Source organism: Megasphaera vaginalis (ex Srinivasan et al. 2021), assembly GCF_000478965.1.
GTDB lineage: Bacteria > Bacillota > Negativicutes > Veillonellales > Megasphaeraceae > Megasphaera > Megasphaera vaginalis.
The window spans coordinates 14,624-41,285 of record NZ_AWXA01000008.1 but is presented as its reverse complement, the minus strand read 5'-3'; the positions used below and the strand labels follow the sequence as shown (position 1 = coordinate 41,285).

21 protein-coding genes are annotated in these 26,662 nt (G+C 49.4%); 20 read left to right on the top strand and 1 reads right to left on the bottom strand.

What is annotated here, in order from left to right; all coding sequences use genetic code 11:
- Positions 1–189: 189 nt before the first annotated feature.
- From glyQ to alr, 13 genes are all read left to right on the top strand, one after another.
- Positions 190–1,065 (top strand): glycine--tRNA ligase subunit alpha, encoded by an 876-nt coding sequence (gene glyQ / locus HMPREF1250_RS02105; protein ID WP_023053105.1) that lies wholly within the window; start codon positions 190–192, stop codon positions 1,063–1,065.
- Positions 1,066–3,114, top strand: coding sequence for a glycine--tRNA ligase subunit beta (gene glyS / locus HMPREF1250_RS02100; RefSeq protein ID WP_023053075.1), 2,049 nt, complete (start codon positions 1,066–1,068; stop codon positions 3,112–3,114).
- A gap of 16 nt (positions 3,115–3,130) precedes the next feature.
- The gene (locus tag HMPREF1250_RS02095; RefSeq protein ID WP_023053013.1) at positions 3,131–3,706 is read left to right on the top strand and encodes a hypothetical protein; all 576 of its coding nucleotides are present in this window, start codon (positions 3,131–3,133) and stop codon (positions 3,704–3,706) included.
- Between the two features lie 142 nt (positions 3,707–3,848).
- A complete protein-coding gene (rplS, locus tag HMPREF1250_RS02090; RefSeq protein WP_023052955.1) occupies positions 3,849–4,190 on the top strand; it encodes a 50S ribosomal protein L19 in 342 nt (113 codons plus the stop codon).
- A gap of 178 nt (positions 4,191–4,368) precedes the next feature.
- Positions 4,369–5,637 (top strand): manganese-dependent inorganic pyrophosphatase, encoded by a 1,269-nt coding sequence (locus HMPREF1250_RS02085; protein WP_023053021.1) that lies wholly within the window; start codon positions 4,369–4,371, stop codon positions 5,635–5,637.
- Positions 5,638–5,710: 73 nt separating this feature from the next.
- Positions 5,711–7,912 (top strand): DNA helicase PcrA, encoded by a 2,202-nt coding sequence (pcrA, locus tag HMPREF1250_RS02080; protein ID WP_023053114.1) that lies wholly within the window; start codon positions 5,711–5,713, stop codon positions 7,910–7,912.
- 15 nt (positions 7,913–7,927) lie between these two features.
- A complete protein-coding gene (ligA, locus tag HMPREF1250_RS02075; RefSeq protein ID WP_023053010.1) occupies positions 7,928–9,928 on the top strand; it encodes an NAD-dependent DNA ligase LigA in 2,001 nt (666 codons plus the stop codon).
- Between the two features lie 86 nt (positions 9,929–10,014).
- Positions 10,015–10,305, top strand: coding sequence for an Asp-tRNA(Asn)/Glu-tRNA(Gln) amidotransferase subunit GatC (gatC, locus tag HMPREF1250_RS02070; protein ID WP_023053115.1), 291 nt, complete (start codon positions 10,015–10,017; stop codon positions 10,303–10,305).
- 11 nt (positions 10,306–10,316) lie between these two features.
- Entirely contained in the window at positions 10,317–11,780 is a 1,464-nt protein-coding gene (gene gatA, locus HMPREF1250_RS02065; protein ID WP_023053005.1) for an Asp-tRNA(Asn)/Glu-tRNA(Gln) amidotransferase subunit GatA, read from the top strand.
- Positions 11,780–13,222, top strand: a complete 1,443-nt coding sequence (gene gatB, locus HMPREF1250_RS02060; protein ID WP_023053093.1) for an Asp-tRNA(Asn)/Glu-tRNA(Gln) amidotransferase subunit GatB — start codon at positions 11,780–11,782, stop codon at positions 13,220–13,222. The genes gatA and gatB overlap by 1 nt, the downstream gene beginning before the upstream one ends.
- Before the next feature lie 545 nt (positions 13,223–13,767).
- Positions 13,768–15,375, top strand: a complete 1,608-nt coding sequence (locus HMPREF1250_RS02055) for an L-lactate permease (RefSeq protein WP_023053032.1) — start codon at positions 13,768–13,770, stop codon at positions 15,373–15,375.
- A gap of 603 nt (positions 15,376–15,978) precedes the next feature.
- Positions 15,979–17,409, top strand: a complete 1,431-nt coding sequence (locus tag HMPREF1250_RS02050; protein WP_023053101.1) for an amino acid permease — start codon at positions 15,979–15,981, stop codon at positions 17,407–17,409.
- A 112-nt stretch (positions 17,410–17,521) separates the two neighbouring features.
- Positions 17,522–18,712: an alanine racemase gene (gene alr / locus HMPREF1250_RS02045; protein WP_023052945.1), complete on the top strand. Its 1,191-nt coding sequence runs from the start codon at positions 17,522–17,524 to the stop codon at positions 18,710–18,712.
- A gap of 298 nt (positions 18,713–19,010) precedes the next feature.
- Here alr and tadA read toward each other — a convergent pair whose 3' ends face one another.
- Positions 19,011–19,475 carry a tRNA adenosine(34) deaminase TadA gene (gene tadA, locus HMPREF1250_RS02040; protein ID WP_023053111.1) on the bottom strand — a complete coding sequence of 155 codons (465 nt, stop codon included), beginning with the start codon at positions 19,473–19,475 and terminating at the stop codon, positions 19,011–19,013.
- Positions 19,476–19,591: 116 nt separating this feature from the next.
- On the opposite strand from tadA, the gene HMPREF1250_RS02035 reads away from it, so the two are divergent.
- The 7 genes from HMPREF1250_RS02035 to HMPREF1250_RS02005 all read left to right on the top strand — a co-directional run bounded on the left by HMPREF1250_RS02035 (position 19,592) and on the right by HMPREF1250_RS02005 (position 26,569).
- Positions 19,592–20,257 (top strand): trimeric intracellular cation channel family protein, encoded by a 666-nt coding sequence (locus HMPREF1250_RS02035; protein ID WP_023053033.1) that lies wholly within the window; start codon positions 19,592–19,594, stop codon positions 20,255–20,257.
- 547 nt (positions 20,258–20,804) lie between these two features.
- Positions 20,805–22,619, top strand: coding sequence for a DUF4127 family protein (locus HMPREF1250_RS02030; protein WP_419177269.1), 1,815 nt, complete (start codon positions 20,805–20,807; stop codon positions 22,617–22,619).
- Between the two features lie 95 nt (positions 22,620–22,714).
- Positions 22,715–23,341 (top strand): hypothetical protein, encoded by a 627-nt coding sequence (locus tag HMPREF1250_RS02025; protein WP_023052930.1) that lies wholly within the window; start codon positions 22,715–22,717, stop codon positions 23,339–23,341.
- A gap of 67 nt (positions 23,342–23,408) precedes the next feature.
- The gene (mltG, locus tag HMPREF1250_RS02020; RefSeq protein ID WP_081696479.1) at positions 23,409–24,494 is read left to right on the top strand and encodes an endolytic transglycosylase MltG; all 1,086 of its coding nucleotides are present in this window, start codon (positions 23,409–23,411) and stop codon (positions 24,492–24,494) included.
- Positions 24,495–24,511: 17 nt separating this feature from the next.
- Complete coding sequence (locus HMPREF1250_RS02015; protein WP_231391266.1) at positions 24,512–25,081, top strand: O-methyltransferase; 570 nt, start codon at positions 24,512–24,514, stop codon at positions 25,079–25,081.
- 13 nt (positions 25,082–25,094) lie between these two features.
- Positions 25,095–26,303 (top strand): peptidase U32 family protein, encoded by a 1,209-nt coding sequence (locus HMPREF1250_RS02010; protein ID WP_036242368.1) that lies wholly within the window; start codon positions 25,095–25,097, stop codon positions 26,301–26,303.
- Between the two features lie 11 nt (positions 26,304–26,314).
- Complete coding sequence (locus HMPREF1250_RS02005; protein WP_023053029.1) at positions 26,315–26,569, top strand: DUF4911 domain-containing protein; 255 nt, start codon at positions 26,315–26,317, stop codon at positions 26,567–26,569.
- The last annotated feature ends 93 nt before the right edge of the window (positions 26,570–26,662 follow it).

Below are 26,662 nucleotides of genomic sequence, written 5' to 3'. Positions count from 1 at the left end.
GGTGAGAGCTTATCGCATAGTGCTGAAAGGCGTTCCGAAGGCCGGAGTCGGAAGTTTCTCCGTGAAATGTGTATGGCTCATGAATTAAGCGGGTCTTTTGACCAATCGGGGTGGAACCGCGGGTGTAAGCTCGTCCCTGTAACAGGACATGTTACAGGGACTTTTTTTGTATTTCAGGAGGGAAAACAGATGAATTTTCAGGAAATGATCTTTGCATTAAAGAAATTTTGGTCTTCCCAAGGCTGCATCATTCAGGAACCGTATGATGTGGAAAAGGGCGCCGGTACGATGAATCCGGCTACATTCTTGCGTACCTTGGGGCCGGAACCGTGGCATGTCGCCTACGTAGAGCCGTCACGGCGCCCGGCAGACGGACGGTACGGCGATAATCCGAACCGCCTTTACCAGCATCATCAGTTCCAGGTTATCTGCAAGCCTTCACCGGACAATATTCAGGAGTTGTATTTGCAGAGCCTGGAAGAACTCGGCATCAATCCGCAGGAGCATGATATCCGTTTCGTTGAAGACAACTGGGAATCGCCGACCCTCGGCGCCTGGGGACTCGGTTGGGAAGTATGGCTTGACGGCATGGAAATCACGCAATTCACGTACTTCCAACAAGTCGGCGGTATTGATGTCAAGCCTGTGTCTTCAGAAATTACCTACGGCATGGAACGACTGGCCATGTATATCCAGGGCGTAGATAACGTCTATGACCTGGAGTGGACGACGGGCGTAACGTACGGTGATATTTTCCACCAAAATGAAGTGGAGCAGTCGACGTATGCCTTTACCTTGAGCGATTCGAAATTGCTGTTTCATCTATTTGATCTCTATGAAGCGGAAGCCATGCGGGTTATTCAGGCCGGTTTCGTCATTCCGGCGTATGATTACGTCCTGAAATGTTCGCATACCTTCAATCTCTTGGATGCCGGCGGCGCTATCAGCGTCAGCGAGCGCGCCGCGTTTATCGGTCGTGTCCGCAATATGGCCCGGGCCTGTGCGAAGACGTATTTGGAGCAGCGTGAGAAATTGGGATTCCCGATGTTGAAGGAGGATAAATAAATGAGCAGAGATTTATTACTGGAAATCGGCACGGAAGAAATACCGGCTCATTATATGCCGAGCCTGTTGAGACAGGTGAAGGAATTGGCGGCAGCGAAGTTCAAGGAAGCCCATATCAGCCATGAAGCGATCAGAGTGCTCGGCACACCGCGCCGTGTAGCTTTGCTGATAGCCGGTGTCGCGGAAAAACAGGCCGACGTTTCGGCCAGAAATAAAGGGCCGTCCGTCAAGATCGCTTTTGATGGCGAAGGAAAGCCGACAAAGGCGGCTGCAGGTTTTGCTCGCGGGCAGCAAGTCGATGTTGCCGATCTGATCGTCGAAGACGGCTACGTTTTTGCCGATGTGACGACTGTCGGCGCCGCGACGGCGAGCCTTTTGCCGGCAATGATGAAAGAGCTCGTCCTGTCCTTATCTTTTCCGAAGAGCATGATATGGGGAAATCAGGATGTTCGTTTCGTTCGCCCCCTGCGCTGGTTCGTAGGTCTTTTCGGCAGCGACGTCATTCCTTTTTCGCTGGCCGGCGTTCAGGCAGGCAAGGTCAGCCGCGGTCATCGCTTCTTGGGGACAGGGGATTTTACCGTTTCTTCCATGCGTGAATATGAACGGGTAACGAAGGAACATTTTCTCATCGTCGACCCGGAAGAGCGGAAAGCGATGATTCTCAAAGGGCTGCAAGAACTGGCGGAAGAAAAGGGCGGTAGGGTCATGATAGATGAAGAGCTGCTGGAAGAGGTCGTTTATCTCGTCGAGTACCCGACAGTCCTCTGCGGCGCTTTTGACAAAGAATTTCTGGCGTTGCCGGAAGCTGCCATCATCACGCCGATGAAGGATCATCAGCGTTATTTTCCGATGCGCGACGGGGACGGCAAGCTCATGAATCTTTTCCTGACCGTACGCAACGGCGATACCGCGTATTTGGAAACGGTCCGGCGCGGTAATGAACGCGTACTGCGGGCCCGGCTCGACGACGCCAAATTTTTCTTTGAAGAAGATAAAAAGAAAAAATTGGCCGACCGTATTGACGATTTGCAGAAAATCGTTTTCCAAGACGGCTTGGGAACGCTTCGTGATAAAGCCGAACGCCTGGCGGCCATTATGGTATTCTTGAAGGATAAGTTGGATTTGCCCGTCGATAACCGCGATTTGCAGCGTCTTTCTTTATTGGCGAAGACCGATTTATTGACGCAGATGGTTATGGAATTTACGGAATTGCAGGGCGTCATGGGGAAGGAGTATGCGCTTCTTGACGGAGAAAAGGCGGCTGTAGCCGAAGCGATTAACGAACAGTATTTGCCGCGCTTCGCCGGAGACGGGCTGCCGCAGACGATAATGGGAAAAATTCTCGGCGTTGCCGATAAATTCGATACCATTACCGGTTCGTTCAGCCTGGGCCTGGTTCCGACGGGATCGCAGGACCCCTTTGCTTTGCGCCGGCAGACGATCGGCATTCTGAATATCCTGATGGAAGCGGACTGGAATTTGAATTGTACGGAAGTTTTCGCGTACATCCTGGAGCTTTTGCATGTCGCTTTTAACGATCGGGAAGCCGTCATGGGTCAGCTTAACGAATATTTTGCTCTTCGTCTGAAAAATATTTTACAAGATCAGGGGTTTGATTACCGCATTATTGATTGCGTTTTACAATCTGACACACTGAATGCGGCCGCGGCTGCCAAGCGCGCGGCGGCATTGGCAGCCGCCGGCGTTATGGAACAGACGGAATTGCTGCAAGCCTATACTCGCGTTGGCAATATGGTCAAAGATGCCGACGATACGGCTGTCGATCCCTCCTTATTTGAAAGTAAGGAAGAAACGGCGCTTTTCGCTGCCTGCCAAGCCATGTCCGGCCGTTTGTCGCAAGCCTACTCGACATGTGATTATACGGCGGCCGTCGCCATTTTGTCCGAAGGTGTCGAACCGATCAACGCCTTCCTTGACAACGTTTTGGTCATGCATGAAAAGGAATCGGTCAAAAGGAATCGGCTGCACTTGCTGACCGCCGTTTTTGCGTTGATCAGGCCGCTGGGAAATATTAAAAAATTATTGTAAAAGGAGCGTGATTGTCATGTTGAATGGAAAAAAACTTGCCTTGCTCGTCGCCTTTTTTGCACTGCTGACAGGGATTACCGTTTTTGCCGAATCTCCCGGTTTTGCCGTTGGCGACGCCGCCGGCGACAATGCCGTTGAAGTCTATATGAGCAGCGACAGCAACTATTATACGTATTTCAATAAGACGTACGGATATTCGCTGGAAGTGCCGAAGACGGCTACGCAGATGGAATCCACGACGTACGGAGACGGCGCTTATTTTCAGGATCCTGCCGATACGGTGACGATTTTTGTCTACGGAGCCGTAAACCGGCTGAATTTTACTGTCGATGAGTTATATACGATGGATATGGGGATCAACGGTTCTCCCGCATTGACGACGAATACACGGACCGGCGACTCCTTTACTGTGTCCTGGAATAAGGACGGGAAGTCGTATTACCATGTGTTCAGCTACAATAAGAAGAGCAATACGTATGCGGCCTTTTCCGTCATTTACCAGACGAGCCAGGAAGCGCAGTACCGGCCTGTTCTGCAGCATATGACCGAAACCTTTGTGCCGGCAGGAGCCGTCGAACCGAAGTCTCTGTAAAATTTTACTTACGACTTGCCAAACAAATTTCTTTTGTGATATACTCTATACGTTAATTTAGGCACTCCTCTGTCTGCAAGACGATGGCCGGTATGGAGACGGACCACGGAAGGCATGAATGTCTTATAGGAGGAAAAAGAAAATGAATATCATCAGCGTACTTGAACAGGAACAACTTCGCAGCGACATTCCCGACTTCCGCCCCGGTGATACCGTAAAGGTACACGTAAAGGTTGTCGAAGGCAACCGGGAACGTATTCAGGTCTTTGAAGGCGTCGTCATCGGCCGCCAGAACGGTGGCGTTCGGGAAACCTTCACCGTTCGCCGGCTTTCTTACGGTGTCGGTGTTGAACGTACTTTCCTGGTGCACTCTCCCCGACTGGCAAAGATCGAAGTTTCCCGCCGCGGTATTGTCCGCCGCGCAAAGCTGCATTATCTGCGCGGACTTACAGGCAAGGCTGCCCGGATTCGCGAACGTCGCTAAGAATGGCAGGGACGCAGGCAAGGATCGGAAATTTTCCGATCCTTGTTTTTTTTATGCAGGCGTTGTCCTTTGCGAAGAAGGAGCGCGGCAGTCTTGCAATCTTTATTTTACGGGATGCTTATGCTATAATATATTGACATATATAAGTGTCCATTTTTATTATGAGGTGATGACATTGATGAAACACGATATCTTCGTTACGGGGCACAGAAGCCCTGATACAGATTCCATTTGCTCTTCGCTGGCAATGGCCAAATTGAAGCAGCTCCAAGGCTTTGACGCCGTAGCCGTCCGCGCCGGTGAACCGAACAAGGAATCGCTTTTCGCCTTGCAGTATTTTCACGTGGAATTGCAGCCGTTGGTTACGGATTTTTATGTAAAGGTCGGCGACGCCGTTTATACCGATATGGCGGCGCTGCCTGTCAGCGCCAGCCTGAAGGATGCCGCCAACTGGTTCCGCGGCCACGCTGCGGATATACTTCCCGTATCGGACGGCGGCAAGTTTGTCGGCGTTGTTGACCGCGCCGCCTTGGCTGAAGAATTTATTAAGACCGTACGCGGCGAAGAACTCAGTACGATTAAGGCCTTGGCTCACGATCCGGCGCTTTCTTTCGCCGTCGGCGATAACGGCCACGACGTACCTGCCGAAGGGACATATCCCGTAACGGATGACGGTAAGTATGTGGGCTTGGTTTGCGCCGAAGCGGTAGCCAAGGTGAAGAAGCAGAAGGTATTTCTCGTCGATCACAATGAAAAAAAGCAGATCATCGACGGCATTGACGAAGCTGAAATCATCGGCGTTCTCGATCATCATCGCATCGGCGGCACCTTAGCGACGGCCGGTCCGATCTTTATCCTTTTCAAGCCCGTCGGCTGTTCGGCGACTATTGTAACGGAACAGTATGAAGCGGCGCATATTGCCATTCCCAAGGATATCGCCGGACTGTTGCTTTCGGCGATCATTTCCGATACCGTTTTGTTCCGTTCGCCTACCTGCACGGAAGAGGATAAACAGGCGGCCTGTAAGTTGGCGGAGATCGCCGGTGTCGATATCGAGACATACGGTATGGAAATGCTCAAGGCCGGCGCGAATGTTTCCGATTTGACGCCGGATCAGATCGCTCATAACGATATGAAGGAATTCAACGGCAACGGGAAGACTTTTACGGTATCGCAGGTGCAGGTCATGGATACGACGGACTTGCTGGCTCAGAAAAAAGTCCTTCTCAGCGCGCTGGAAAAAATGCGCGCCGAAAAGAATTATGTCGCATCCTTCCTGATGATCACGAGCATTATCGACGAATCGACGAATCTGATTTTTGCCGGCAACATGGATGATATCGTAGCCAAGGCTTTTGCTGCCGACGTCCTTGATAAGGAAGTATTCCTGCCGCAGGTCATGAGCCGTAAGAAGCAGGTTATTCCGCCGATCCTTTCGGCAATGTAAATGTTGCGCTTTTATCAAGGCCCTCATCATGCGGTGTGGGCCCTTTTCTTCTGTATAGACGTAAGGAGCTTGTATGAACCCCATTTTTGCAACCTTAAACGACAGGCAGCTTGAGGCCGTGCGGCATACGGAAGGGCCGCTGTTGATTACGGCCGGCGCCGGATCGGGAAAGACGAAGGTCCTGACCTGCCGTATTGCTCACTTATTGGAAAAAGGTGCGGCGCCGTATCAGATTCTGGCGATTACCTTTACTAACAAGGCCGCAAAGGAAATGCGTGAGCGTGTGCAGCATCTCGTCGGTACGACGGCGGAAAAAATCTGGCTCAGCACCTTTCATTCTTTTTGTGCCAAATTGCTTCGCTTTGAAATCGACGGCTTCAGCGGATACACGCGCAATTTTTCGATTTACGACAGCGCCGATCAACTGACGCTCATCAAGGACTGCCTGAAAACAATGAATCTTGACGATAAGCAATTTCCACCGCGCTCCGTTCTGGGGACGATTTCAAGTGCCAAGAATGTGCTTTGGACGGCTGCGGAATATGCCGAACGGGCCGGCGATTTTTACGAGCAGAAGGTCGCCGAGGCGTACGCCTTATATGAGAAGAAACTGAAGGAAAACAACGCCCTTGATTTTGACGATCTTTTGCTGACAGCCGTCAAGTTGTTGCAGGAAAGACGGGAAATACGAGAAAAGTACCAAGACCGTTTTCACTATGTTTTGGTTGATGAATATCAGGATACGAACAAGGCGCAATATATGCTGACGAAGATGTTGGCTGCCAAGTGGCGGAATATTTGCGTCGTCGGCGACGCGGATCAGAGTATTTATGCCTGGCGCGGCGCCGATATTCAGAACATTATCGACTTCATGGGCGACTACCCCGATGGCACGACGATCAAACTGGAACAGAATTACCGCTCGACGCAGACGATTTTGAATGCGGCTAATGCGGTTATCGAAAATAACGAAGAACGGCCGAAGAAAGTCTTGTGGACCGAAAATGCCGCAGGCGGCAAGATTATCCATTACGCGGCGCAGACAGAGCATGATGAAGCGGATTACATTGCCGGCGTGATGTATAATCGTCACGAGATCAGTCGCGAGCCCTACGGTGATATGGCCGTTCTTTTCCGTACGAACTCCCAGTCCCGCGTCTTGGAAGAAAAGCTTATCCGTTACGGCGTGCCCTATACGATGGTGGGCGGCACGAAGTTCTACGACCGCAAGGAAATTAAAGATGTATTGGCTTATTTGCGTCTGCTTTACAATCCGGAGGACAGTTTGAGCTTGATCCGTATCATCAACGTGCCGAAACGGAATATCGGAGCGGCGACGCTGGAGCATTTGACCGACTTTGCCGAAGCGAGACGAGTCTCTCTCTTTGAGGCGCTTTCGTCGGAAGAGAATCTGCCTGTTACGAAGCGTGCCAAGGCGGCGCTGGAAGATTTTACCGTGACGATTTTTGACTTGCTCAGCCATGTGGCAGAATGGGATCTGTTGACGCTGATCGAGCACGTTATCGCCGATACGGGCTACGGCGCCATGCTCGATCAGGATGCGGCTCATGATCCGCAAGGCGAAAGCCGTAAAGACAATGTCGGCGAATTTCTTTCCGTTGCGAAGGATTACATGGATACGAATGAAGGCGGCAGTTTGCAGGATTTTCTGGAAAATATCGCATTGGTCAGCGATGTTGACGATTTTGAAAGCAACGATTCCAAGGTTACGCTGATGACGCTTCATGCCGCTAAGGGACTGGAGTTTCCCGTCGTTTTTCTCGCCGGCCTGGATGAGGGGCTCTTTCCGCATAGCCGCACCTTGCTGGATACGGCGCAGATTGAAGAAGAACGGCGTCTGGCTTATGTCGGCATTACGCGGGCGGAACGTCAGCTGTATGTGACCAATGCGGCGACGCGGACGATGTACGGCCGCGTCGCCGCGTATTTGCCGAGCCGCTTCCTGGGGGAAATTCCCGACGGGTTAATCGAAGAATTTCATCGCCGCGCCGCCTTGCCATCGCAGCGTGAAGGGGACGTACCGGGGAAGCAGCGCCTTTCGATTTTGACAAAACCGGTGACGACGTCGCTGCCGAAAAGCCGCGCTGTCGATTCTTCGTGGCAGAAAGGGGACCGGGTTCGCCATAAGGTTTGGGGGACCGGCACGGTTTTGGATGTTATCGGCGAAGGGGCGGGAATGCAGATGAGGATACAATTTCCTACGCAGGGGATACGTCAGGTCGTCGTTAAATATGCACCCCTTGAAAAACTATAGGGACGGAGGTACGGTATGACTGATAAGGAAATGGCGCAACGCCTCAAGGAACTGCGTGAGACCATCGATTTTTACGGCTATCAATATTATACGCTCGACAAGCCGACAATTACCGATTATGAATATGATATGCTCTATCGGGAACTGGAGAATATTGAAAAAGCGCATCCCGAATGGATCACCGCCGATTCTCCGACGCAACGTGTAGGTCATAAGATCGCCGGCGGATTTAAAAAATACACACACGATCGGCCGATGCTTAGCTTGGGAGATGTGTTCAACGATGCCGAACTGATGGATTTCGACCGCCGCGTGCGGCAGGATCTTGACGGTGAAGCGCCGGAATATGTCGTCGAGCTGAAGATCGACGGTCTCGCCGTCAACTTGATTTATGAAGACGGCAGCTTTATTCGCGGCGTTACACGAGGTGACGGTACTGTCGGCGAAGATATTACGAATAACATCAGGACAATTCGAACGGTTCCGCTGCATATCGACAACGCGCCGCCTCATATGGAAGTGCGCGGCGAGGTCTATATGCCCGTCCGCGCTTTTGAGGCTTTGAACGAACAACGGCGCGAAGATGAGCTTGAACCATTTGCCAATCCCCGTAACGCCGCCGCCGGTTCGCTGCGCCAGTTGGACCCGCAGATCACGGCACAGCGCAAGCTTGCCTTTTTCGCCTACGCCGTCGGCGGAACGATAGGAATGGCGATCGGGAGTCAGCAGGAACTGTTGCAACGCCTGCGTGATTTCCGTTTTCACGTTAATCCCGAATCGGCCGTTTTCACGAATATGACAGGCGTCATCGACTTTATCCATACGTGGGATGAGGGGCGCCGTACGTTGCCTTATGCGACAGACGGCATGGTCGTCAAGGTTAATTCCTTCGCCCAGCAGAAACGGCTCGGCAACACTGTTAAAATTCCGCGTTGGGCGATTGCTTATAAGTTTCCGCCGGAGCAGGCCAGGACGAAGGTGCTCGGAATTTCTCTTTCCCTCGGCCGTACCGGCGTCCTGACGCCGGCTGCTGATTTGGCGCCGGTTCGCTTGGCCGGAACGACGGTTAAACGGGCGACGCTTCATAACGAAGACTATATTCGCGATAAGGATATTCGCGTCGGCGACACGGTCATTATCCAGAAGGCCGGCGAGATTATTCCTGAAGTCGTCCGTTCGCTGCCGCAAGAGCGAACGGGGCGGGAAACGCCTTTTTGCATGCCTGCGGTCTGTCCGAGTTGCGGCAGTCCTGTCGTACGTCGTGACGGGGAAGCGGCGACACGTTGCACTAATCCGGCGTGTCCCGCCGTGCTCTGCGAACAGTTTGCCCATTTTGTCAGCCGTGATGCCATGAATATCGACGGCCTCGGTACGGCCAGCGTTCGGCAGCTTGTCGAGAGGCAGCTGCTTCATTCCGTAGCCGATATTTATTCGTTGACGCATGCTGAATTGCTGGGGCTTGAGGGGTTTGCCGAAAAATCGGCGCAAAATCTTCTCCAGGCTATTGAAAAGAGCAAGAACGTCGGGTTGGCGCGGCTCCTGTTCGCGCTGGGGATCCGCTTCGTCGGCGCGAAAGCGGGACGGATATTGGCCGAACATTTCGGTTCCATGGAAGCGCTGGCGGCGGCGGAGTTGACGGAGCTGACGGCTATCAAAGAGATCGGGCCGCGCATTGCCGAGTCGGTCGTCGCGTATTTGCGTGAACCGAAGAACCGGGAGCTTATTCGCGCGCTGCAAGAACGCGGCGTCGATTTAACGGCGGAGAAACGGGAACTGATCAACGCCTCGTTTGACGGAGAGGTTGTCGTTCTGACAGGCAAGCTGGAACTCATGGGACGAAAAGAAGCACAAGATGCAATCGAACGGCGCGGCGGCAAATGTACCGCTGCAGTGACGAAGAAGACGACGTTGGTTATTGCCGGCGCCGAACCGGGCAGTAAGTATGAAAAGGCCAAATCGTTGGGAACTCACATCATTACGGAGCGGGAATTTGCGGAATGGCTGGAGCGCGGATAGCATTTCTCAAAAAAAAAAGAAAATGATATAATTATACGTTGTGAACTACTGTGCTGGTAATTACATTTTCAATAAGGAGTGTCGCTATGAAGGTTAGTGCCGAAGAAATCAAAAAGATCGCACTGTTGTCTCGATTGGAAGTGCAAGACGAAGACCTGGAATCTGTCGGCAAGCAATTGAATGATATTTTGACGTACATGGAGCTTATCGGTCAAGTTGATATCAGTGATGTCGAACCGACGGCTCACGCCGTTTCCATGTTTAACGTTATGCGCGAAGATGTGCCGCAGCCTTCCATGTCCAACGAAGATGCGTTGCAGAATGCGCCGGAACGGGAAGACGGCTACTTCAAGGTTCCGAAAGTGATACAAGACTGAGGAGGGGTACTGTGGAAGCATTGACGATCCATGCACTGCATGAAAAATTGATCAAAGGCGAGATTTCAGCCTGTGAGCTGACGGCCAAGTATCTGGCGCATAAGGATGTTGTCGAACCGCAAGTCAAGGCGTTTTTATCGGATAACAGGGAAGGTGCGGCGGCAGCGGCCGCCGTTGTTGACCGGAAGCTGGCCGCCCATGAAGAGATTGCCGATCTGGCCGGTATTCCCGGCGCTATTAAGGATAATATCTGCATCAAGGGCGAACAGGCGACGTGCGCCTCGAAAATACTGGAAAACTTCAGGTCGCCTTATCATGCGACGGTTATTGATAAGTTGCGCGCCCTCGATTACGTCAGTCTCGGCAAGACGAATATGGACGAATTCGCCATGGGCAGTTCAACGGAAAACTCCGCGTTTCAAGTGACTGCCAATCCGTGGAACAGGGATTGCGTGCCCGGCGGCTCTTCCGGCGGTTCCGCCGCCGCCGTTGCTTCCGGCGCCGCCGTTTGGAGTCTCGGCTCCGATACGGGAGGCTCGGTTCGTCAGCCGGCTGCATATTGCGGTCTTGTCGGGTTGAAACCGACGTACGGCCTTGTCTCTCGTTTCGGACTTATCGCCTTTGCGTCATCCCTTGATCAAATCGGGCCGTTGACGAATGATGTGGAAGACTGCGCGATCGTCCTTAATGCGATTGCTGGTCACGACGTCAAGGATTCGACATCGATTCGGCAGGAAAAAAAGGATTATAAAAAAGCGCTTGTCCGTGATGTGAAGGGCATGAAAATCGGGATTCCGGAAGAATTTTTTGCCGAAGGGCTTGATGACGGCTGCCGCAAGTCTCTGAATGAAGCGATTGAAACGTATAGGAAGCTCGGCGCTGAAATCATCGGCGTGAAAATGCCTCATATGAAATACGGGTTGGCGGCCTATTATATTATCGCTCCCGCCGAAGCCAGCTCCAATCTCGGCCGCTATGATGGTGTCGGGTTCGGTCTGCGCGTACGGGGCAAGGATATTGTCGATATGTACAAAAAGACGCGTTCACAGGGATTCGGACCTGAAGTGCAGCGCCGTATTCTTTTGGGTACGTATGTGCTCAGCGCCGGTTATTACGATGCCTATTATCTGCGGGCCATGAAGGTGCGTACACTCGTCAAAGCGGATTATGACAAGGCCTTGGAAACTTGCGATATCCTTTTGACGCCTACGACGCCGGACACGGCATTCAAAATCGGCCAAAACAGCGATAACCCGTTGGCCATGTATCTCGGTGACGTTTGTACGGTCACCTTGAACCTGGCTGGTTTGCCGGGAATTAGCTTACCTTGCGGCTATAAGGACGGCATGCCTGTAGGCATGCAGCTCATCGGCAGAGCCCTTGATGAAGAAACGCTGCTGCGCGCTGCGTACACCTTTGAACAGGAACGTACGGATTTACGGAAACCGTTGCCAATGGGGGAGGTTAAATTCTGATGAAATATGAATCTGTCATCGGCTTGGAAGTGCATACCGAGTTAAAAACCAAAACAAAGATTTTTTGCGGCTGTAGCACGGAATTCGGAGCCGAACCGAATACCCATGTCTGCCCTGTCTGCCTGGGACTGCCGGGCTGCTTGCCGGTGCTTAATAAAGAAGTCGTGCATTTTGCCATTAAAGTGGGATTGGCACTGCATTGCGATATCTTGGCTTACAACAAGTTCGATCGCAAAAATTATTACTATCCCGACTTGCCGAAAAATTTTCAGACGTCGCAGTTCGACTTGCCGATTTGCCTGAACGGCTATGTCGATATTGAAGTCGGCGGTAAACAACGTCGTATCCATTTGACGCGCATTCACATGGAAGAGGATGCGGGAAAACTCGTGCACAGCGGCGCGACGATCGGTACCTCCGATTCATCCAATGTCGATTACAATCGTACCGGCGTGCCGCTGCTGGAAATTGTGTCGGAGCCGGATATACGCAGCGGCGAAGAAGCAAAAGCCTATCTGGAAAAGCTCCGCTCTATTCTGCAATATTTGGAAGTATCGGATTGCCGTATGGAAGAAGGCAGTATGCGTTGCGACGCCAATATTTCCGTTCGCCCCGTCGGTACGGATACGTTGGGCACAAAAGCGGAAATCAAGAACATCAACTCCTTTACGGGTGTACAGAAGGGGATCGAATACGAAGCTGTCCGTCAGGCTCAGCTTCTTGAAGAAGGCGGCAGGATTGTACAGGAAACGCGTGGTTGGGACGAAAATAAGGGCGTGACGATCAGTCAGCGTGTTAAGGAAGAATCCAATGATTACCGCTATTTTCCCGAGCCCGATCTGATTCCGTTGCAAATTTCGCCGGAATGGATCGAAGAGGTCCGCAAAGAACTCCCGGAAATGCCGGACGCACGCCGTCGACGCTTCATCGATACGTTGAATTTAACCGAATACGATGCGGGGTTATTGACGTTGGAAAAGGCTACGGCAGATTATTTTGAAGCCGTAGTAGATGCCGGCAGCGACCCCAAGGCGGCCGCCAATTGGCTGCTCGGTGAATTTGCCAAGAAACTGAATGATGAGGGGCTGTCCGCTAAAGATGCGCCTGTCTCTCCGGAAAATTTGGCGGAACTGATCGGTTTAATCGCCAAGGGGACTATTTCCGGTAAGATTGCGAAGAAGGTCTTGCCTGAAATGTGGGTTTCCGGCAAGTCCGCCGGTCAGGTCGTTGAAGAACAGGGACTGGTGCAAATCAGCGATACGGGTGAACTGGAAGAAATCGTAAAAACAGTTGTCTCTGCGAATCCGCAGTCCGTAGAGGATTATCGGGCAGGCAAGAAAAAGGCGATCGGGTTCTTGGTGGGACAAATTATGAAAGAAACGAAGGGGCGCGCAAATCCGGCGGCTGTAAATGAATTGCTGATTACAATTTTAGAAGCATAAATATGCGAAGAAAACAGGCTCGATCTTACATCGGGCCTGTTTTTTATGCAATCTGTAAATGACTTTTTGTAATTATAAAAATAGTTTTAAAACATAAATAAGAAAGAATATTATAAATAATATTATAAATAATATTATGAATTGCAGATAAAATTATTAATAAGTTAAATACATGTGCACTTTAGGAAAGAGAAAAGGCAGTCCAATCTAAAATAAGTATGACTAATAGGTATTAATACAATTTACAGCACTTACTATACAAGGTATAATAATAACAAGTTCTTACTGCGGCACTGCTTGTATGTTCTTTATGAAAATCGAAAGTAAATGCTTGATATTAGGGATTGTTTTGATGGTCAGTTTTGTTATGCAAAAAAAAATGAATAGGGAGGGTTGAGTTGACGGGAAATTATGTATAACAGATTGTGTCAGTGAAATCAATGCAGGTAATAGGAGATCAGGTTTTCATTTTCGGAACTACAGCGCGTTGCATGTAATTTTTTGTGTTGTCTCTTTTTTTTGTTGGAGGGAAAGGTGAATTTAATATGACCGTATTTTTGGCCGTGCTACCCCTTTTGTGGCTGATTATAGCCTTGTCCATTTTGAAAGTGCCTGCTTGGAAGGCTTGTATGGCTGCTGCTCTTATTTCTTTTATTGTTGCTGTCCTGCCGCTGGAAGCCTACAATAAGGTTCCCGGAATTATGCTTTCCGGTGCGGTGGAAGGTGTCGCTTTAGCCGTTTGGCCTATTTTATTGGTTATTACGGCCGCTATTTTTACATATAATCTCGTTGTTCATACGAAGGCGATGGAAACGATCAAAACCATCCTCACCTCTGTCAGCCCGGATATGCGCGTTCTTTCTTTGCTCCTGGCATGGGGGTTTGGCGCTTTCATGGAAGGCATGGCCGGCTTCGGTACGGCTGTTGCCATTCCTGCCGCTATGATGGTCGGCCTTGGTTTCCACCCGCTTAAATCCATTCTAGCCTGTTTGGTCGCCAATTCTGTACCGACGACGTTTGGCTCTATCGCCATTCCTACGACTACATTGGCTATGTTGACCGGTCTTGATTCCGCCGCGCTTGGTCAATTCATTTCTATTCAGCTCTTTATCTTGAATATCGTTACGCCTTTCTTTGTTGTCGCCATTATGGGCGGCGGCTTCAAGGCCCTTAAAGGTGTATTCTTAACGACGTTAATTTCCGGCCTTGCCCTGGCTGTTCCCGAATTGGCGATTAACATGGCAGCTGGTCCCGAGCTCTCTGTTATCGTTCCGTCTCTGATCATTATGGGGGCTGTTGCGATTTGTGCAAAAATCTTTAAAACCGACAATCCGAAATACAAGGTTGAAGCGGATGTTCGCCAGGTTTCCAGTCACGAAGCTATTATTGCGGCAATGCCCTTTATCCTGATTTTTGTTCTTCTGATCATTACGTCTAAGTTGGTACCGGCCATTAACGTACCGCTCAGTTCGATTAAAACGTCTGTTCCTATTTACATGGGTGCCGGTGCTAAGCCGTATACGTTTGTTTGGATTGCTACGCCGGGGATTATGATTTTCCTTTCCGCTTTCATTGGCGGCGCCATTCAAAAGGCCGGGTTCGGTGAAATGTTGGGCGTATTGGGAAATACGTTCAAAGGTTTAAAATTTACGTATATTACAATTATATCCGTCGTTGTAACGGCTAAACTCATGACCTACAGCGGCATGACAGCCAACATCGCCGATGCGCTCGTTGTAGCTACCGGTTCGCTTTATCCTGCCTTTGCTCCGCTTGTCGGTGCGTTAGGTGCATTCATTACCGGTTCCGGAACAAACGCCAACGTTCTTTTCGGGCCCTTGCAGACTGCTGCGGCAGGCCAGATGGAAGCCGGCAACAACAGTTTGGCTCTTTGGTTAGCGGCCACCAATTCTGCCGGTGCCGGCATCGGCAAGATGTTCTCCCCGCAATCCATCGCTATCGGTATCGGTGCCGTTGCGCCTGCTTTGGAAGCGTATCTTTCTACGAATAACGTAGAAAAGGCAAAGGCTGATGAGTTGCGTTTAAGCATTGAGCCCAGCTCTATCATGCGAAATGTGGCAGTTTACTTTATTCTCTTCATCGTTGCAGCCGGTGTCATGGCGTATATTGGTAAGGGAATCTTTGTCGGCTAAGAGTATCAATGTAGACCTTAGCTTATCTTATGTGGAATATGAGACAGCCGCGCTAAATCCGAGATTTAGCGCGGCTGTTTTTTTTGTTTTGGAAAAGAGTTAATGCTCCGTGATTGAATTCGAAAATTGTCGATGAAAGCCTTTGACGAGGAAACGTAGTTTTATTGTTTGATAATATGATGCCGTTCAGATCGGACTGCAAACTGTCATTATTGATACAGACAATACTTCTCTATGATAAAAATACAATTAATAATGTCTTAAAATCATAATGAAACTGAGGATAAAGAGTTAAGAAAATAAATTTTGTTAAGTTTAAGAATTATTAGTGTTGTTGGCAGTAAATTTTAACGTGTTAATGGGATATAAAGTAAAGCTGTTTTGTTTCGGGTTTAAATTAATTTTACAATGAGAAATCATAAAAAAATATCGACTTATTATCATAGTTGCAATATAATATGAAAGGATGATAATTTAGCATGATGAATATTCGATATTGACAACAAGTGTATATTTTACGCAAATTATCATTTCGAATTCATCGGAAAGGAGAGGGCAGTGTTATCGTAACCGTTCATTTTATTTGTAAAGGAGTTGAATTTTATGAGTGAGGAAAAGACGCAAGTTGTTCATGAGGATTTAAATCGCGGGTTGCAGGAGCGGCATATTCAATTGATCGCTTTAGGCGGGGCCATTGGCGTCGGTCTGTTTTTGGGTTCGGCTTCAGCTATTGAAAAGGCGGGTCCCGGTGTCGTTGCTGCGTATATTATCGCCGGTATTGCCGTTTTTTTCGTCATGCGGGCCATGGGAGAAATTACTGTTGAATATCCTATCTCCGGGTCGTTCAGTGCTCATGCCTATCAATTCTTAAATCCTTTGGCCGGTTATATTTCGGGATGGAATTACTGGTATGTATGGGTCGTTACGTGTATGGCGGAAATTACGGCTGTTGGCGTTTATGTTCATTTATGGCTTCCTGACCTGCCGCAGTGGATATCCTGCTTATGTGCGTTGGCGCTAATGACTTGTGCCAATTTGATTTCTGTTAAAGCATATGGGGAATTTGAGTTCTGGTTCGCACTGATTAAGATTATTACTATTATCTTCCTCATTTTGACAGGTTGCGGCATGATTTTCTTCGGCCTTGGCAATGACGGCGTAGCTGTGGGCATTTCCAATTTGGTGTCACACGGCGGTTTCTTCCCCCATGGCTTTGGCGGTGTGTTCGATACGTTACTGATGGTACTGTTCGCTTATGTCGGGATTGAAGTTATCGGTGTCACGGCAGGCGAAGCTCGAAATCCGGAAAAGACATTGTCTGCAGCCATTGACAAAGTTTTGTATCGAATTTTGTTGTTCTACGTCTTAGCGTTACTCGTCATTATGTCCATTTATCCTTGGGATCAGCTGGGACATCAAGGCAGCCCCTTCGTCATGGTTTTTGAAAAGCTCGGTATCAGCGGTGCGGCAAATATTATTAACTTCGTCGTTATTACAGCCGCGTTATCTTCGTGCAACTCCGGTATTTACAGTACTGGACGTATGTTGTACAACCTCTCTCTCCAAGGTACGGCGCCGAAGGCTTTCAGTGTCGTAAACAGCAATAAAGTGCCGTATCGCTGCATCGGCATTTCCGTATTCTTCATGCTGATCGGTGTAGCCTTCAACTATTTCTTGCCTGCATCGGTCTTCGAAATCGTTACGGCTGTCAGTGCTTTTGCCTGCATGGTTACGTGGATGATGATTCTGTTTTGCCAGATGAGTTATCGTAAAGGCCTGAGTGAAGAAGAAAGAGCCCATATTAAATATAAGATGCCTTTTTCGCCTTTTTCAAACTACTTAACCTTTGCCTTCTTCGTCATCGTTATCGTTTCCGCTTGCTTTAACGGCAATACTTTTGTCGGGGTCATCGCTACGGCAGTCTGGATCGCAGCCTTGATTATCGTGTACTACGCTCTTGGGTTTAACAAAAAACTGCAGAGAGTTGAATTTGCCCGTTATCAGGGTGATGATGCGGATCCTTCAAATCATTGATCATCAACAGAAGAAGATAGTCACTGATTAAACTGTTAAACAGATATAATTGGTATCGGGACATCTGTTATTTAACAGGTGTCCCGTTTTTTTAAGAAGGAAGATGAATGGTATGGACGTTAAGGAATTGACAATGAATTATTCGCGTCGTCCCGTATGGGCGCAGATCGATCTGGATGCGGCTGCCGGCAATATGAGACAGCTGCGCGAACTGGTAGGCAAGGATATCTTAATTACGGCTGTCGTCAAAGCCAATTCGTATGGACACGGTTCGGTGGAGCTTTCCAAAACGTTTTTGAAAAACGGAGCGGATAGACTGGCTGTAGCTTGCTTGGATGAAGCGGTGGAGCTCAGGCATGCCGGTATTTCCGCCAAGATGTTGGTATTGGGTCATACGGCGCCGGAACGGGCGGAAGAATTGATTCAATACGGCGTTGACGTTGCCGTATTTCATTTTGATGACGCGAAACTGATTTCCGATATGGCTGTGAAACTGAATCGTCCGGCCAGTATTCATATCGCTACGGATACGGGGATGGGGCGAATCGGCTATAGACCTTCAGAAGAAAGCATTGCCGAAATTAAAAAAATAGCAGCCTTGCCGTCACTCATTTTAGAAGGCATCTTTACCCACTTCTGCGTTTCCGATATGAAGGACAAAACGTTTACACAGGAACAATTTAAGCGGTTTTCGTGGTTTTGTAATCGGCTGCGGGAAGAAGGCGTTGCTGTTAATGTGCGGCATTGTTGCAGCAGCGCGGCCACGATGGAATTGCCTGATATGCGTTGTGATATGGTGCGTCCGGGAATTGTACAATACGGCTATGACCCGTCTGATGAGGTTCGCATCGGCGCGTTGGACATTAAACCGGTCATGTCGCTGCATTGTTGTATCAGCCATATAAAAATTATCGAAGCCGGTGATACGGTCAGTTACGGACGGCATTTTACAGCCCAGGGGCCGACAAAGATTGCAACGTTGCCAATCGGATATGCCGACGGATACCCGAGATTGTTGTCCAATAAAACGGATGTGATCGTACACGGCAAACGGGTTCCTCAAGTGGGAAATATCTGTATGGATCAATGCATGATCGATGTTTCCTCCATTCCTGACGTCCAGATCGGAGACGAGGTCGTTCTTTTTGGGTCGCAAGGGGAAGCCGCCATTACGATTGAAGAGATTGCCGCTAAGGTGGGAACTATTGTTCATGAAATAACCTGCAATATCAATCGACGCGTGCCGCGTGTCTATGTTCAGGGAGGAAAGGTAGTTAACAGAGTAGAATATCTCTTTCCGTGAGTGGGCGTAAGATTTTTACACGAAAATCATGGCATGAACAAAAAATGTTGGCGTATCGAGAACGGCATTGTTCTTGATACGCCAATGCGTTTTATAGGCTTAAAGGAGCGAGTCGTTCTTGCTGCCGGCGAGTTTTTTTTGTATCGAAGGTAAGTGAGTACCGTTTTCAACGGGGGAACATGCCTAGCTATAAGCAAATCGTCATTTCCGAATATTTTATGAATTTACGTAAGAGCTGTTCAGTTACATTAACATAAGAACTGCTTATAAAGACGAGCCAAGCATAAAGAGGCGTAGGCTAATTGTCAATCTTTTTTCTTTTCCATCGGAAAAAATCTTTCATCAGTTGGGCGCATTCTTCTTTTCGGATGTCCGTCGTTATTTCGGCACGATGATTGAGTGCGGGGCTGTCGGCGATTGCGAAAACAGAACGGCAACCGCCGCCTTTGCTGTCGGGGCAGCCATATACGACGCGATCAATACGGCTGTTGACAATGGCGCCGGCACACATGGGGCACGGCTCTACCGTCACATAAAGCGTGCATCCTGTCAAGCGCCACCGATGCAGTTGACGGCAGGCTTTTTCGATGGCGAGAAGTTCGGCATGAGCCGTTGCGGACGGTAAGTTTTCCCGTAGATTATAAGCGGCGGCGATCACTTTTTTCTGATAAATGATGACGGCGCCAATGGGAATTTCTCCCAAATCAAATGCTTTCTTGGCCTCTGCCAGGGCTTTTCCCATATAGAATTCATCTTTTGTCATACCGGTTGTTGATTCTCCCTCCGTTTCGTGGTATTTTATCAAGAGCGTTACGATTATTCTACAGGACCTGCGTCGTTTAGGCAATGAGAATGTATTAATAATACGGGAGGATAAAGATGGATTCGTTATGGTGGCAAATCTTTGATATTTTGGGGACGTTGGCTTTTTCGTTGTCAGGAACACTTGTGGCCATTTCCAAGCGGATGGATATCTTTGGCGTTTTTGTTTTGGCTGCGGCAACAGCGATTGGCGGCGGGATTATGCGGGATATTATTTTAGGGAATTTTCCGCCTATTGCCTTCCAGAAAGATATATATTTTGCCATTATCATTTTCACGATTGCCCTTACCAGTATAGGTATCCGTTATTTTGATACCAGGCTCCGCCAGAATGTAATGCATTATTCGCTGCTGTTTTATTTGCTTTGTGATGCTGTCGGATTGGGCTCTTTTACGGTAACGGGAACTCTCATGGGGTGCTATTACTTTCCTGATCACTGGATGTTTGATATTACTCTCGGGACGTTGACCGCCGTTGGCGGCGGCGTAGTCCGCGATGTGTTGGCAGGACGCGTGTCCAAATTATTTAAACACGATATTTATGCGACCGCCTCTATTGCCGGGGCGATAGCTTTGCAGTTTTCCTATGTTTGCCTGGAGCAATCGGCCGTATCCTCCGCCTTCCTGGGGTTTATTATTACCGTTACTATCCGCATGTTGGCCATATCCTTTAAGTTCAACTTGCCGCGTGTGAAAAAGAAACGAAACAGCCAATTTTTTTAATGTATATGGCATCGTTTTTTTCGTCAGAACGTCGTGTTGCGGTATACAAAGATAGGGCTATCCGATGAGTCTGTCGCAGCCGTATTCAAACGCATGGCAGCTAATGTGTTGAAGGAAAGGCGGAACGAAAGGCAACTTGTAAATGACGGAGAAACGAGACAGGCGGAAAAAGCGTTTCTCTGCCCCGGTTCGAATCATGTTCTTGTCTTTCTGCCGGCGTAAAATCCTTTTCAGCCATTTTTCTTATAGGCGCCGGGTAAATCGTTGCCGATAGATGGACGGTAGCTCCTTTTTTGTGGTATGCTGTTTACGGAAAGGAATGCTTTTCGCATAAGGCGTTTTAGCGCTGCCTCGCAGTGGATTTTGTACATCCGAATACAGCAGTTCCGAGAATAACCTTGCCGATATGCTGAGGCGGACGGCAGTAAGGTAAACTGCCTGCTTATTAGAGAAATATGTGATGTTAGGCTTTGAAAGAGATGGTATCATGCATCTCTTCGGAGGTGAAAGATTGAATTCAGTACATAAGTTTATCAGTTGCGCCGTTATGTCCGTTCTTTTGTCAGTAGGTCCCGTGGCTTGCAGTAAGACGATTCTCTATGTGCCGCAGGACAACCGTCCCGTCGATTACGCTTATACCGTTTCCACGGCGACCGATGCCGGGTATACGGTGATCACGCCGCCGGAAAAATATCTTTCCGGAGCGAATTTTCAGGGCTCGCCTGAAGACTTGCTGAATTGGGTAAATACCCATGCAGGCGAAGCCGACGCGATGGTCCTGTCGATCGACTCGCTGGTTTACGGCGGACTGGTCGATTCGCGAAAGCATAATTTGTCGATGGCGGTCCTTGAAAGCCGGTTGAAGGCGGTAGAAGCGATACATGAACGGTACGGGTCTGTGCCCATATATGCCTTCAGCACGGTCATGCGCAGCCCCTGGGCCGGCGGCAAAGGCGTTGAGCCAGATTATTATCTAAAGTTCGGCAGCGATATTTATGAGTTGGCAGGTTTGCAAAACAAGCTCGATGAAGAAGGGCTGAATCCGGAAGAGAGAAGCAATTGGTTTGCCATCATGCGGCGTGTGCCGTTGGAATATTTGCAGGACTGGTTTAATCGCCGCAATAAAAATATGGCGATTAATCATCGGCTCATTGAGGACGCGAAAAAAGGCGTGTTTGCATACTACAGTCTCGGGCACGATGACAACTCCGCCCATACGCAGTCTTCGTTGGAAGCGAAATATCTGGAGATGGCGGGGAAAGAAGTGCCCAAGAAGGTTTTCGGTTCCTTCCCGGGAGCCGATCAACTGGGGTTGCTCCTGATCACGCGGGCCAATAACGATTTTAATCAGTATCATCCGAAAGTTGCCGTTATTTACCCTCTCGGCGGGGCCGAAAAGACTGTTCCCAGCTATGACGGGCAGGCGATCGGTAAGACGATTGCCGCTCATATTGAGGCCGTCGGCGGTACGCTTACGACAACGGGGCGGCCTGATCTGCTGCTGGCTGTCAATACACCGCTGACGACATCGACAGGAGAATCGGCAAGTTTTGAGAATTTCCCGATTATGTTGGAATCTACGAAAGCGTTCCTTCAGCAAATAGAGAGCGCCGTTGCCGATAATATTCCGGTCAGCCTCGTCGATATGGCTTTTTCCAACGGTTCCGACAATACCTTGGTCTATGGCTTGTACAAGGACAAAATGCTGTATCGATTGGCCGGCTATAACGGCTGGAACACGGCTAGCAATTCCGTCGGTTACGGCTTGTCACAGGGGATTCTGGCACGCTATATGACGCCGGAGCGCCACGCCCAGATGCTGACGACACAATATTTGGACAATTGGGCCTATCAGGCCAATGTCCGCGACTATACGACACGAATGAAACAGAAGATCGAAGGCAATCAGATCCGGCGGTATTATCCGACCGTTATGGGCGAGCTGCAGAGCTTGACGCAGATGCAGGTACAGCGATATGCCGAAGATTACCTGGGCGTTGATCCCAGGACGATTCAGGTGACATTTCCTTGGAATCGATTGTTTGAAGTGTATGTAGATGTTCACGATCAACCGGATGTCGTCTTGGAAGCGCAGCAGCGGCAGCGCATGCGGCAGCGTGAATTGAACCGTCTTCAGGAGAATTACAATAATGCCGTTAAGGCGATCGAGGCAGCCAAGAAGCAGGCTGCCGAAGCACAGTTGAAGCAGGGGCAGGCGGGCACTGCTCCCGTAAAGATCAACCCTCAGCTGGAACAGGCGAGGCAGGCGGCATTGGCGAAATATGAGGAAGAAAAACAGGCCCAAGCCGTATTGGATGCGGAAGAAGCGGCGCAGCACAGCCGTACGTGGCAAACAAACTGAAGCTGTTTTTATGATGACCTGTAACGCTTATGATATGAAGCTGTAACATCTTTTGTGTATAGTAATAGGCATCAAAGGAAAAGGAGTTGAGTATCATGAGAGGAATTCAAAACATAGAAAGAAAGTTTTCCGCCACACTGTTGGCCGGTGCCGCCGTTGCCGTTTTGGCAGCCGTGCCGTTTACATCTTCTTTTGCCGCCGATACGGATAACCCGCCGGCGCCGCCTATGATGGGAGCGCCGCGAGAAAATATGGCGCATCAGGTCGATAAGGATAAACATATTGACAATATGGTCACGGCAGGAAAGCTGACGAGTGAACAAGGGGAGAAGCTGAAGGCGGCGTTGAAAGAATTTTCGGCAAAACAGCGCAGTGAACGGAAAGCGTTTTTTGATTCTTTGCCGAATAAGACGGGGATTTCCGAAAGCACGCTGAAAGAAGTGTTCAGACCGCGGCATGGGCGTGGCCACGATAATCCCAAGGCGGCTATGGACAAATTGGTTGAACAGGGAAAAATAACGCAACAGGAAGCGGAGGCGTTGAACGCATTCTTCACGAAGCGTGCGGAAAATATGTCGGCGCGGACGGATACAGATGACAGAAATCGCCCCGATCCGCAGCAATTCTTGGCTGACATGTCGGCGTCAACAGGAATCTCCTCGGAACGTCTTAATGAAATCAGAGAGCTGATGTGTCCTCAGCACAGCGATAAAAATTCATGATCTGGAAGCCTGTAAAAGAAGGGCGCTGAGCCTTTTCTTTTACAGGCTTTTCTTGTATAATGAAGAAATGGATATTAAACAAAAAGATGATGTAGCGCATGTGGAGCAAAAAAAAGACGCTGAAAACCAAATAGGCAGTGAAGGATCGAAACCCTTGAAAAAGAAACTATTTCTACAAGGGCTTTTTTGCGTGTGCGCCTGTTGTATTTTCCTTTTAGGAACCAGTTGTTTCGTGCCGACTTTCTGGCTGCCTGATAGGGAAGCGTATGTCCAGGTCCGGGAGCAGATGACGGCGGCGGATATTGCCGCCGAGCTTCATGATGAGGAATTGATTGTCAGTCCTACCTGGTTTCGGTTTATCGTTACCGCAACAGGACAGGGGCAGGCGCTTAAACAAGGGGAATATACGATCCGGTCTCATATGAGTCTGTACGAAATTATCTCAAAGCTGGAAAGCGGCAAATCAGAAGCGGCGCGCCTGGTCATTCCCGAAGGCTATACGGCGCGTCAGATAGCAAAAGAGGTTGACCGGCTGGGGATCATTTCGGAAGCTGACTTTCTTGCCGCCGCAAACCGGTCGGACCATCTTTATGCGTATATGGAGGGAAATCGTCAGGTCAGCGTCAAAACGGAAGGATTCCTTTTTCCCGACACCTATTTCATTCATAATTCGGATACGGCCGATGATCTCGTCAAAATGATGCTCGATAATTTTGATAAACATTTGACGCAGGAAATGAAAAAGGGGATTGCCGATAAGGGGATGTCCATCTATCAATTCGTCACCTTAGCCTCGTTGGTTGAAAAAGAGGCTAAATTCGATGATGACCGGCTGCTGATCGCCTCAGTATTTCAAAACCGGCTTCAAGCGCAAATGAAGCTGCAGTCCGATGCCAGCGTTTCCTATGCCACAGGTACTCATAAATCTGCCTATGATCTGGATGAAATTGAATACGATTCACCGTACAATACGTATCTGCATGCAGGACTGCCGCCGGGGCCGATCGGCAATCCCGGTGAAAAGAGTATGGAAAGTATCTTGAAAGCGCCGGAGACGAGTTATATGTATTTTGTTGCCGACGCACAGGGGCATAACTATTTTGCCATGACCTATGAAGATCATATGAAAAATATTCACCAATATATGCCATGAAACGATTGCTGAAGGAAATGGAAACATATGCCGCAGCCAACGCCATCCCCATCCTGCGTACTGCCGAGGTGGAGTTGTTGCGGCGGATTACGGCTTCGGCTGCGCCGCGTCGGGTCTTGGAAATCGGCACCGCCATCGGGTATTCGGCGTTGCTGTTGGCTTCCCGGTTGGGTCGCGGCGGAACCATCACGACGATTGAATGCGATGCTGAACGCGTGCAGCTGGCTAAAACGTATATCGGGCGCTCTCCGTATGCCGTTGTCATTGATGTCATCCATGGCGACGGGACCACGTTGGCGGAAGAACTGGACGGACCTTGGGATTTCGTCTTTCTTGACGGACCGAAAGGACAGTATGTGCGGCAGCTTCGCCTGCTGTTGCCGAAGCTGTCGCCGCAGGCCATCGTCGTTGCCGACAATATCCGTTACCATGACATGGTATATATGGAAGGCGTTTTGCCGCATAAGCACAGGACGGCCGTTTTGCGGCTTCGCGAATACATGGAGCTCATTAGTGATGAACGCTGTTTCCAAAGCGTCGTATTTGAAAATGGAGACGGTCTGACCGTTTCCCGCTGGAAAGGATAGGGGGATGGGAAAAATGGAATTACTTGCGCCGGCAGGTAATATGGATAAATTGAAGGCGGCTTTTTTATATGGCGCAGATGCCGTGTATTTAGGGGGTACCTCTTTCGGCCTGCGTGCTTTCAGCGATAATTTTTCACGAGATGAACTGAAAGAGGCCGTTTTATATGCCCATGAACGTGACAAGAAAATTTATGTGACCGTCAATATTTTTCCGCATAATGATGATTTGGATGATTTACCCGACTATTTGCGATATTTGCAGGAGATTGACGTTGACGCCGTATTGGTTGCCGATGCCGGCGTGTTCATGATGGCCCGTCAGCTTATTCCTGATATGGCGATTCATATTTCTACGCAGGCTAATACGACTAATTGGGCCGCGGCAAAGTTCTGGCACGATCACGGCGCCGAGCGCATCGTAGTTGCCAGAGAGATTTCTCTGGCAGATGTCAAAAAGATTCATGACAGCGTTCCCATAGCTTTGGAGGGCTTTGTTCACGGCGCCATGTGCATTTCGTATTCAGGGCGCTGTTTGTTGAGCAACTATTTTACGGACAATGATCGGGATTCCAATCGCGGAGAGTGTGTGCAGTGCTGTCGTTTCACCTACAATGTCGTCGAAGAAAAGCGGCCGGGAAGGTATTTTCCCGTTGTTGAAGATGAGCGGGGCACGTATATCTTCAATTCTAAAGATCTCTGCCTGTTGCCGTACCTTCCCGAACTTTACGCTGCCGGGCTGAGCAGTTTGAAAATAGAGGGCCGCATGAAGAGTGTCCACTATGTGGCCACTGTCGTCAAAGTATACCGTGACGCGATTGATGCTTACGAAGCGGATCCGGATCATTACCGTGTCGATCCGGCCTGGCTTGCGGAACTGGAAAAAATTTCTCACCGGCCGTACACGAAAGGCTTTTCCGTTTCCAGACCGACAGCGGCCGATCAGGTATACGGCAGTTCCGGGACTATGCAGACCTATGATTTTATCGGATTGGTAAAGCGGTATGATCCGTTGCGGAAGATTGCCTACGTAGAACAGCGGAATCATTTCAAAGTCGGTGATGAAGTGGAGTTTTTGCAGCCGAAAGGACCTGTCATTACACATCGGATCGAAAGAATGGAAGACGCCGCCGGAAATCCTGTCGCCGCCGCGCCGCATCCCCAGGAAGAAATCGGTATTTATATTGATGAGCCCCTTCAGGCGCAGGCTATGATGCGACGGTGAGGTGAAGAGGCGTGCTTGACAAAGATTGGGTATATTTCCGCGTCGATCCGGCTGCCATGACGTTGGTGACGAGACTGATGGAGGGGTTCGCACATCTCGGTGTCGTTACGGCCTGGGACGGCAGAGCCGGTATCGGTTTTGTCAGAACGACACGGGATACGGCGCCGCTGGTAAGAGAAATTTTGGCTGCCGTGCCGTTGCGAGTGGAGTTTATTCCTTACGAGATTATTACAAAGAGCGCAGAAGGAAAAACTATTAGGAAATAGAGAGAAAAGCCTTTTACTTTACGGTAAAAAAGGCTTTTTTTGTTATTGGAAAAAGAAAAGAGAAAATATTATTAATTTCATGTGCCGTTGTGC

Excerpts from the sequence above, each read along its gene's own strand:
- glyQ (WP_023053105.1), top strand. The coding sequence starts at position 190 with ATGAATTTTCAGGAAATGATCTTTGCATTAAAGAAATTTTGGTCTTCC.
- glyS (WP_023053075.1), top strand. The coding sequence starts at position 1,066 with ATGAGCAGAGATTTATTACTGGAAATCGGCACGGAAGAAATACCGGCT.
- HMPREF1250_RS02095 (WP_023053013.1), top strand. The coding sequence starts at position 3,131 with ATGTTGAATGGAAAAAAACTTGCCTTGCTCGTCGCCTTTTTTGCACTG.
- rplS (WP_023052955.1), top strand. The coding sequence starts at position 3,849 with ATGAATATCATCAGCGTACTTGAACAGGAACAACTTCGCAGCGACATT.
- HMPREF1250_RS02085 (WP_023053021.1), top strand. The coding sequence starts at position 4,369 with ATGAAACACGATATCTTCGTTACGGGGCACAGAAGCCCTGATACAGAT.
- pcrA (WP_023053114.1), top strand. The coding sequence starts at position 5,711 with ATGAACCCCATTTTTGCAACCTTAAACGACAGGCAGCTTGAGGCCGTG.
- ligA (WP_023053010.1), top strand. The coding sequence starts at position 7,928 with ATGACTGATAAGGAAATGGCGCAACGCCTCAAGGAACTGCGTGAGACC.
- gatC (WP_023053115.1), top strand. The coding sequence starts at position 10,015 with ATGAAGGTTAGTGCCGAAGAAATCAAAAAGATCGCACTGTTGTCTCGA.
- gatB (WP_023053093.1), top strand. The coding sequence starts at position 11,780 with ATGAAATATGAATCTGTCATCGGCTTGGAAGTGCATACCGAGTTAAAA.
- HMPREF1250_RS02055 (WP_023053032.1), top strand. The coding sequence starts at position 13,768 with ATGACCGTATTTTTGGCCGTGCTACCCCTTTTGTGGCTGATTATAGCC.
- HMPREF1250_RS02050 (WP_023053101.1), top strand. The coding sequence starts at position 15,979 with ATGAGTGAGGAAAAGACGCAAGTTGTTCATGAGGATTTAAATCGCGGG.
- alr (WP_023052945.1), top strand. The coding sequence starts at position 17,522 with ATGGACGTTAAGGAATTGACAATGAATTATTCGCGTCGTCCCGTATGG.
- tadA (WP_023053111.1), bottom strand. The coding sequence starts at position 19,475 with ATGACAAAAGATGAATTCTATATGGGAAAAGCCCTGGCAGAGGCCAAG.
- HMPREF1250_RS02035 (WP_023053033.1), top strand. The coding sequence starts at position 19,592 with ATGGATTCGTTATGGTGGCAAATCTTTGATATTTTGGGGACGTTGGCT.
- HMPREF1250_RS02030 (WP_419177269.1), top strand. The coding sequence starts at position 20,805 with ATGTCCGTTCTTTTGTCAGTAGGTCCCGTGGCTTGCAGTAAGACGATT.
- HMPREF1250_RS02025 (WP_023052930.1), top strand. The coding sequence starts at position 22,715 with ATGAGAGGAATTCAAAACATAGAAAGAAAGTTTTCCGCCACACTGTTG.
- mltG (WP_081696479.1), top strand. The coding sequence starts at position 23,409 with ATGGATATTAAACAAAAAGATGATGTAGCGCATGTGGAGCAAAAAAAA.
- HMPREF1250_RS02015 (WP_231391266.1), top strand. The coding sequence starts at position 24,512 with ATGGAAACATATGCCGCAGCCAACGCCATCCCCATCCTGCGTACTGCC.
- HMPREF1250_RS02010 (WP_036242368.1), top strand. The coding sequence starts at position 25,095 with ATGGAATTACTTGCGCCGGCAGGTAATATGGATAAATTGAAGGCGGCT.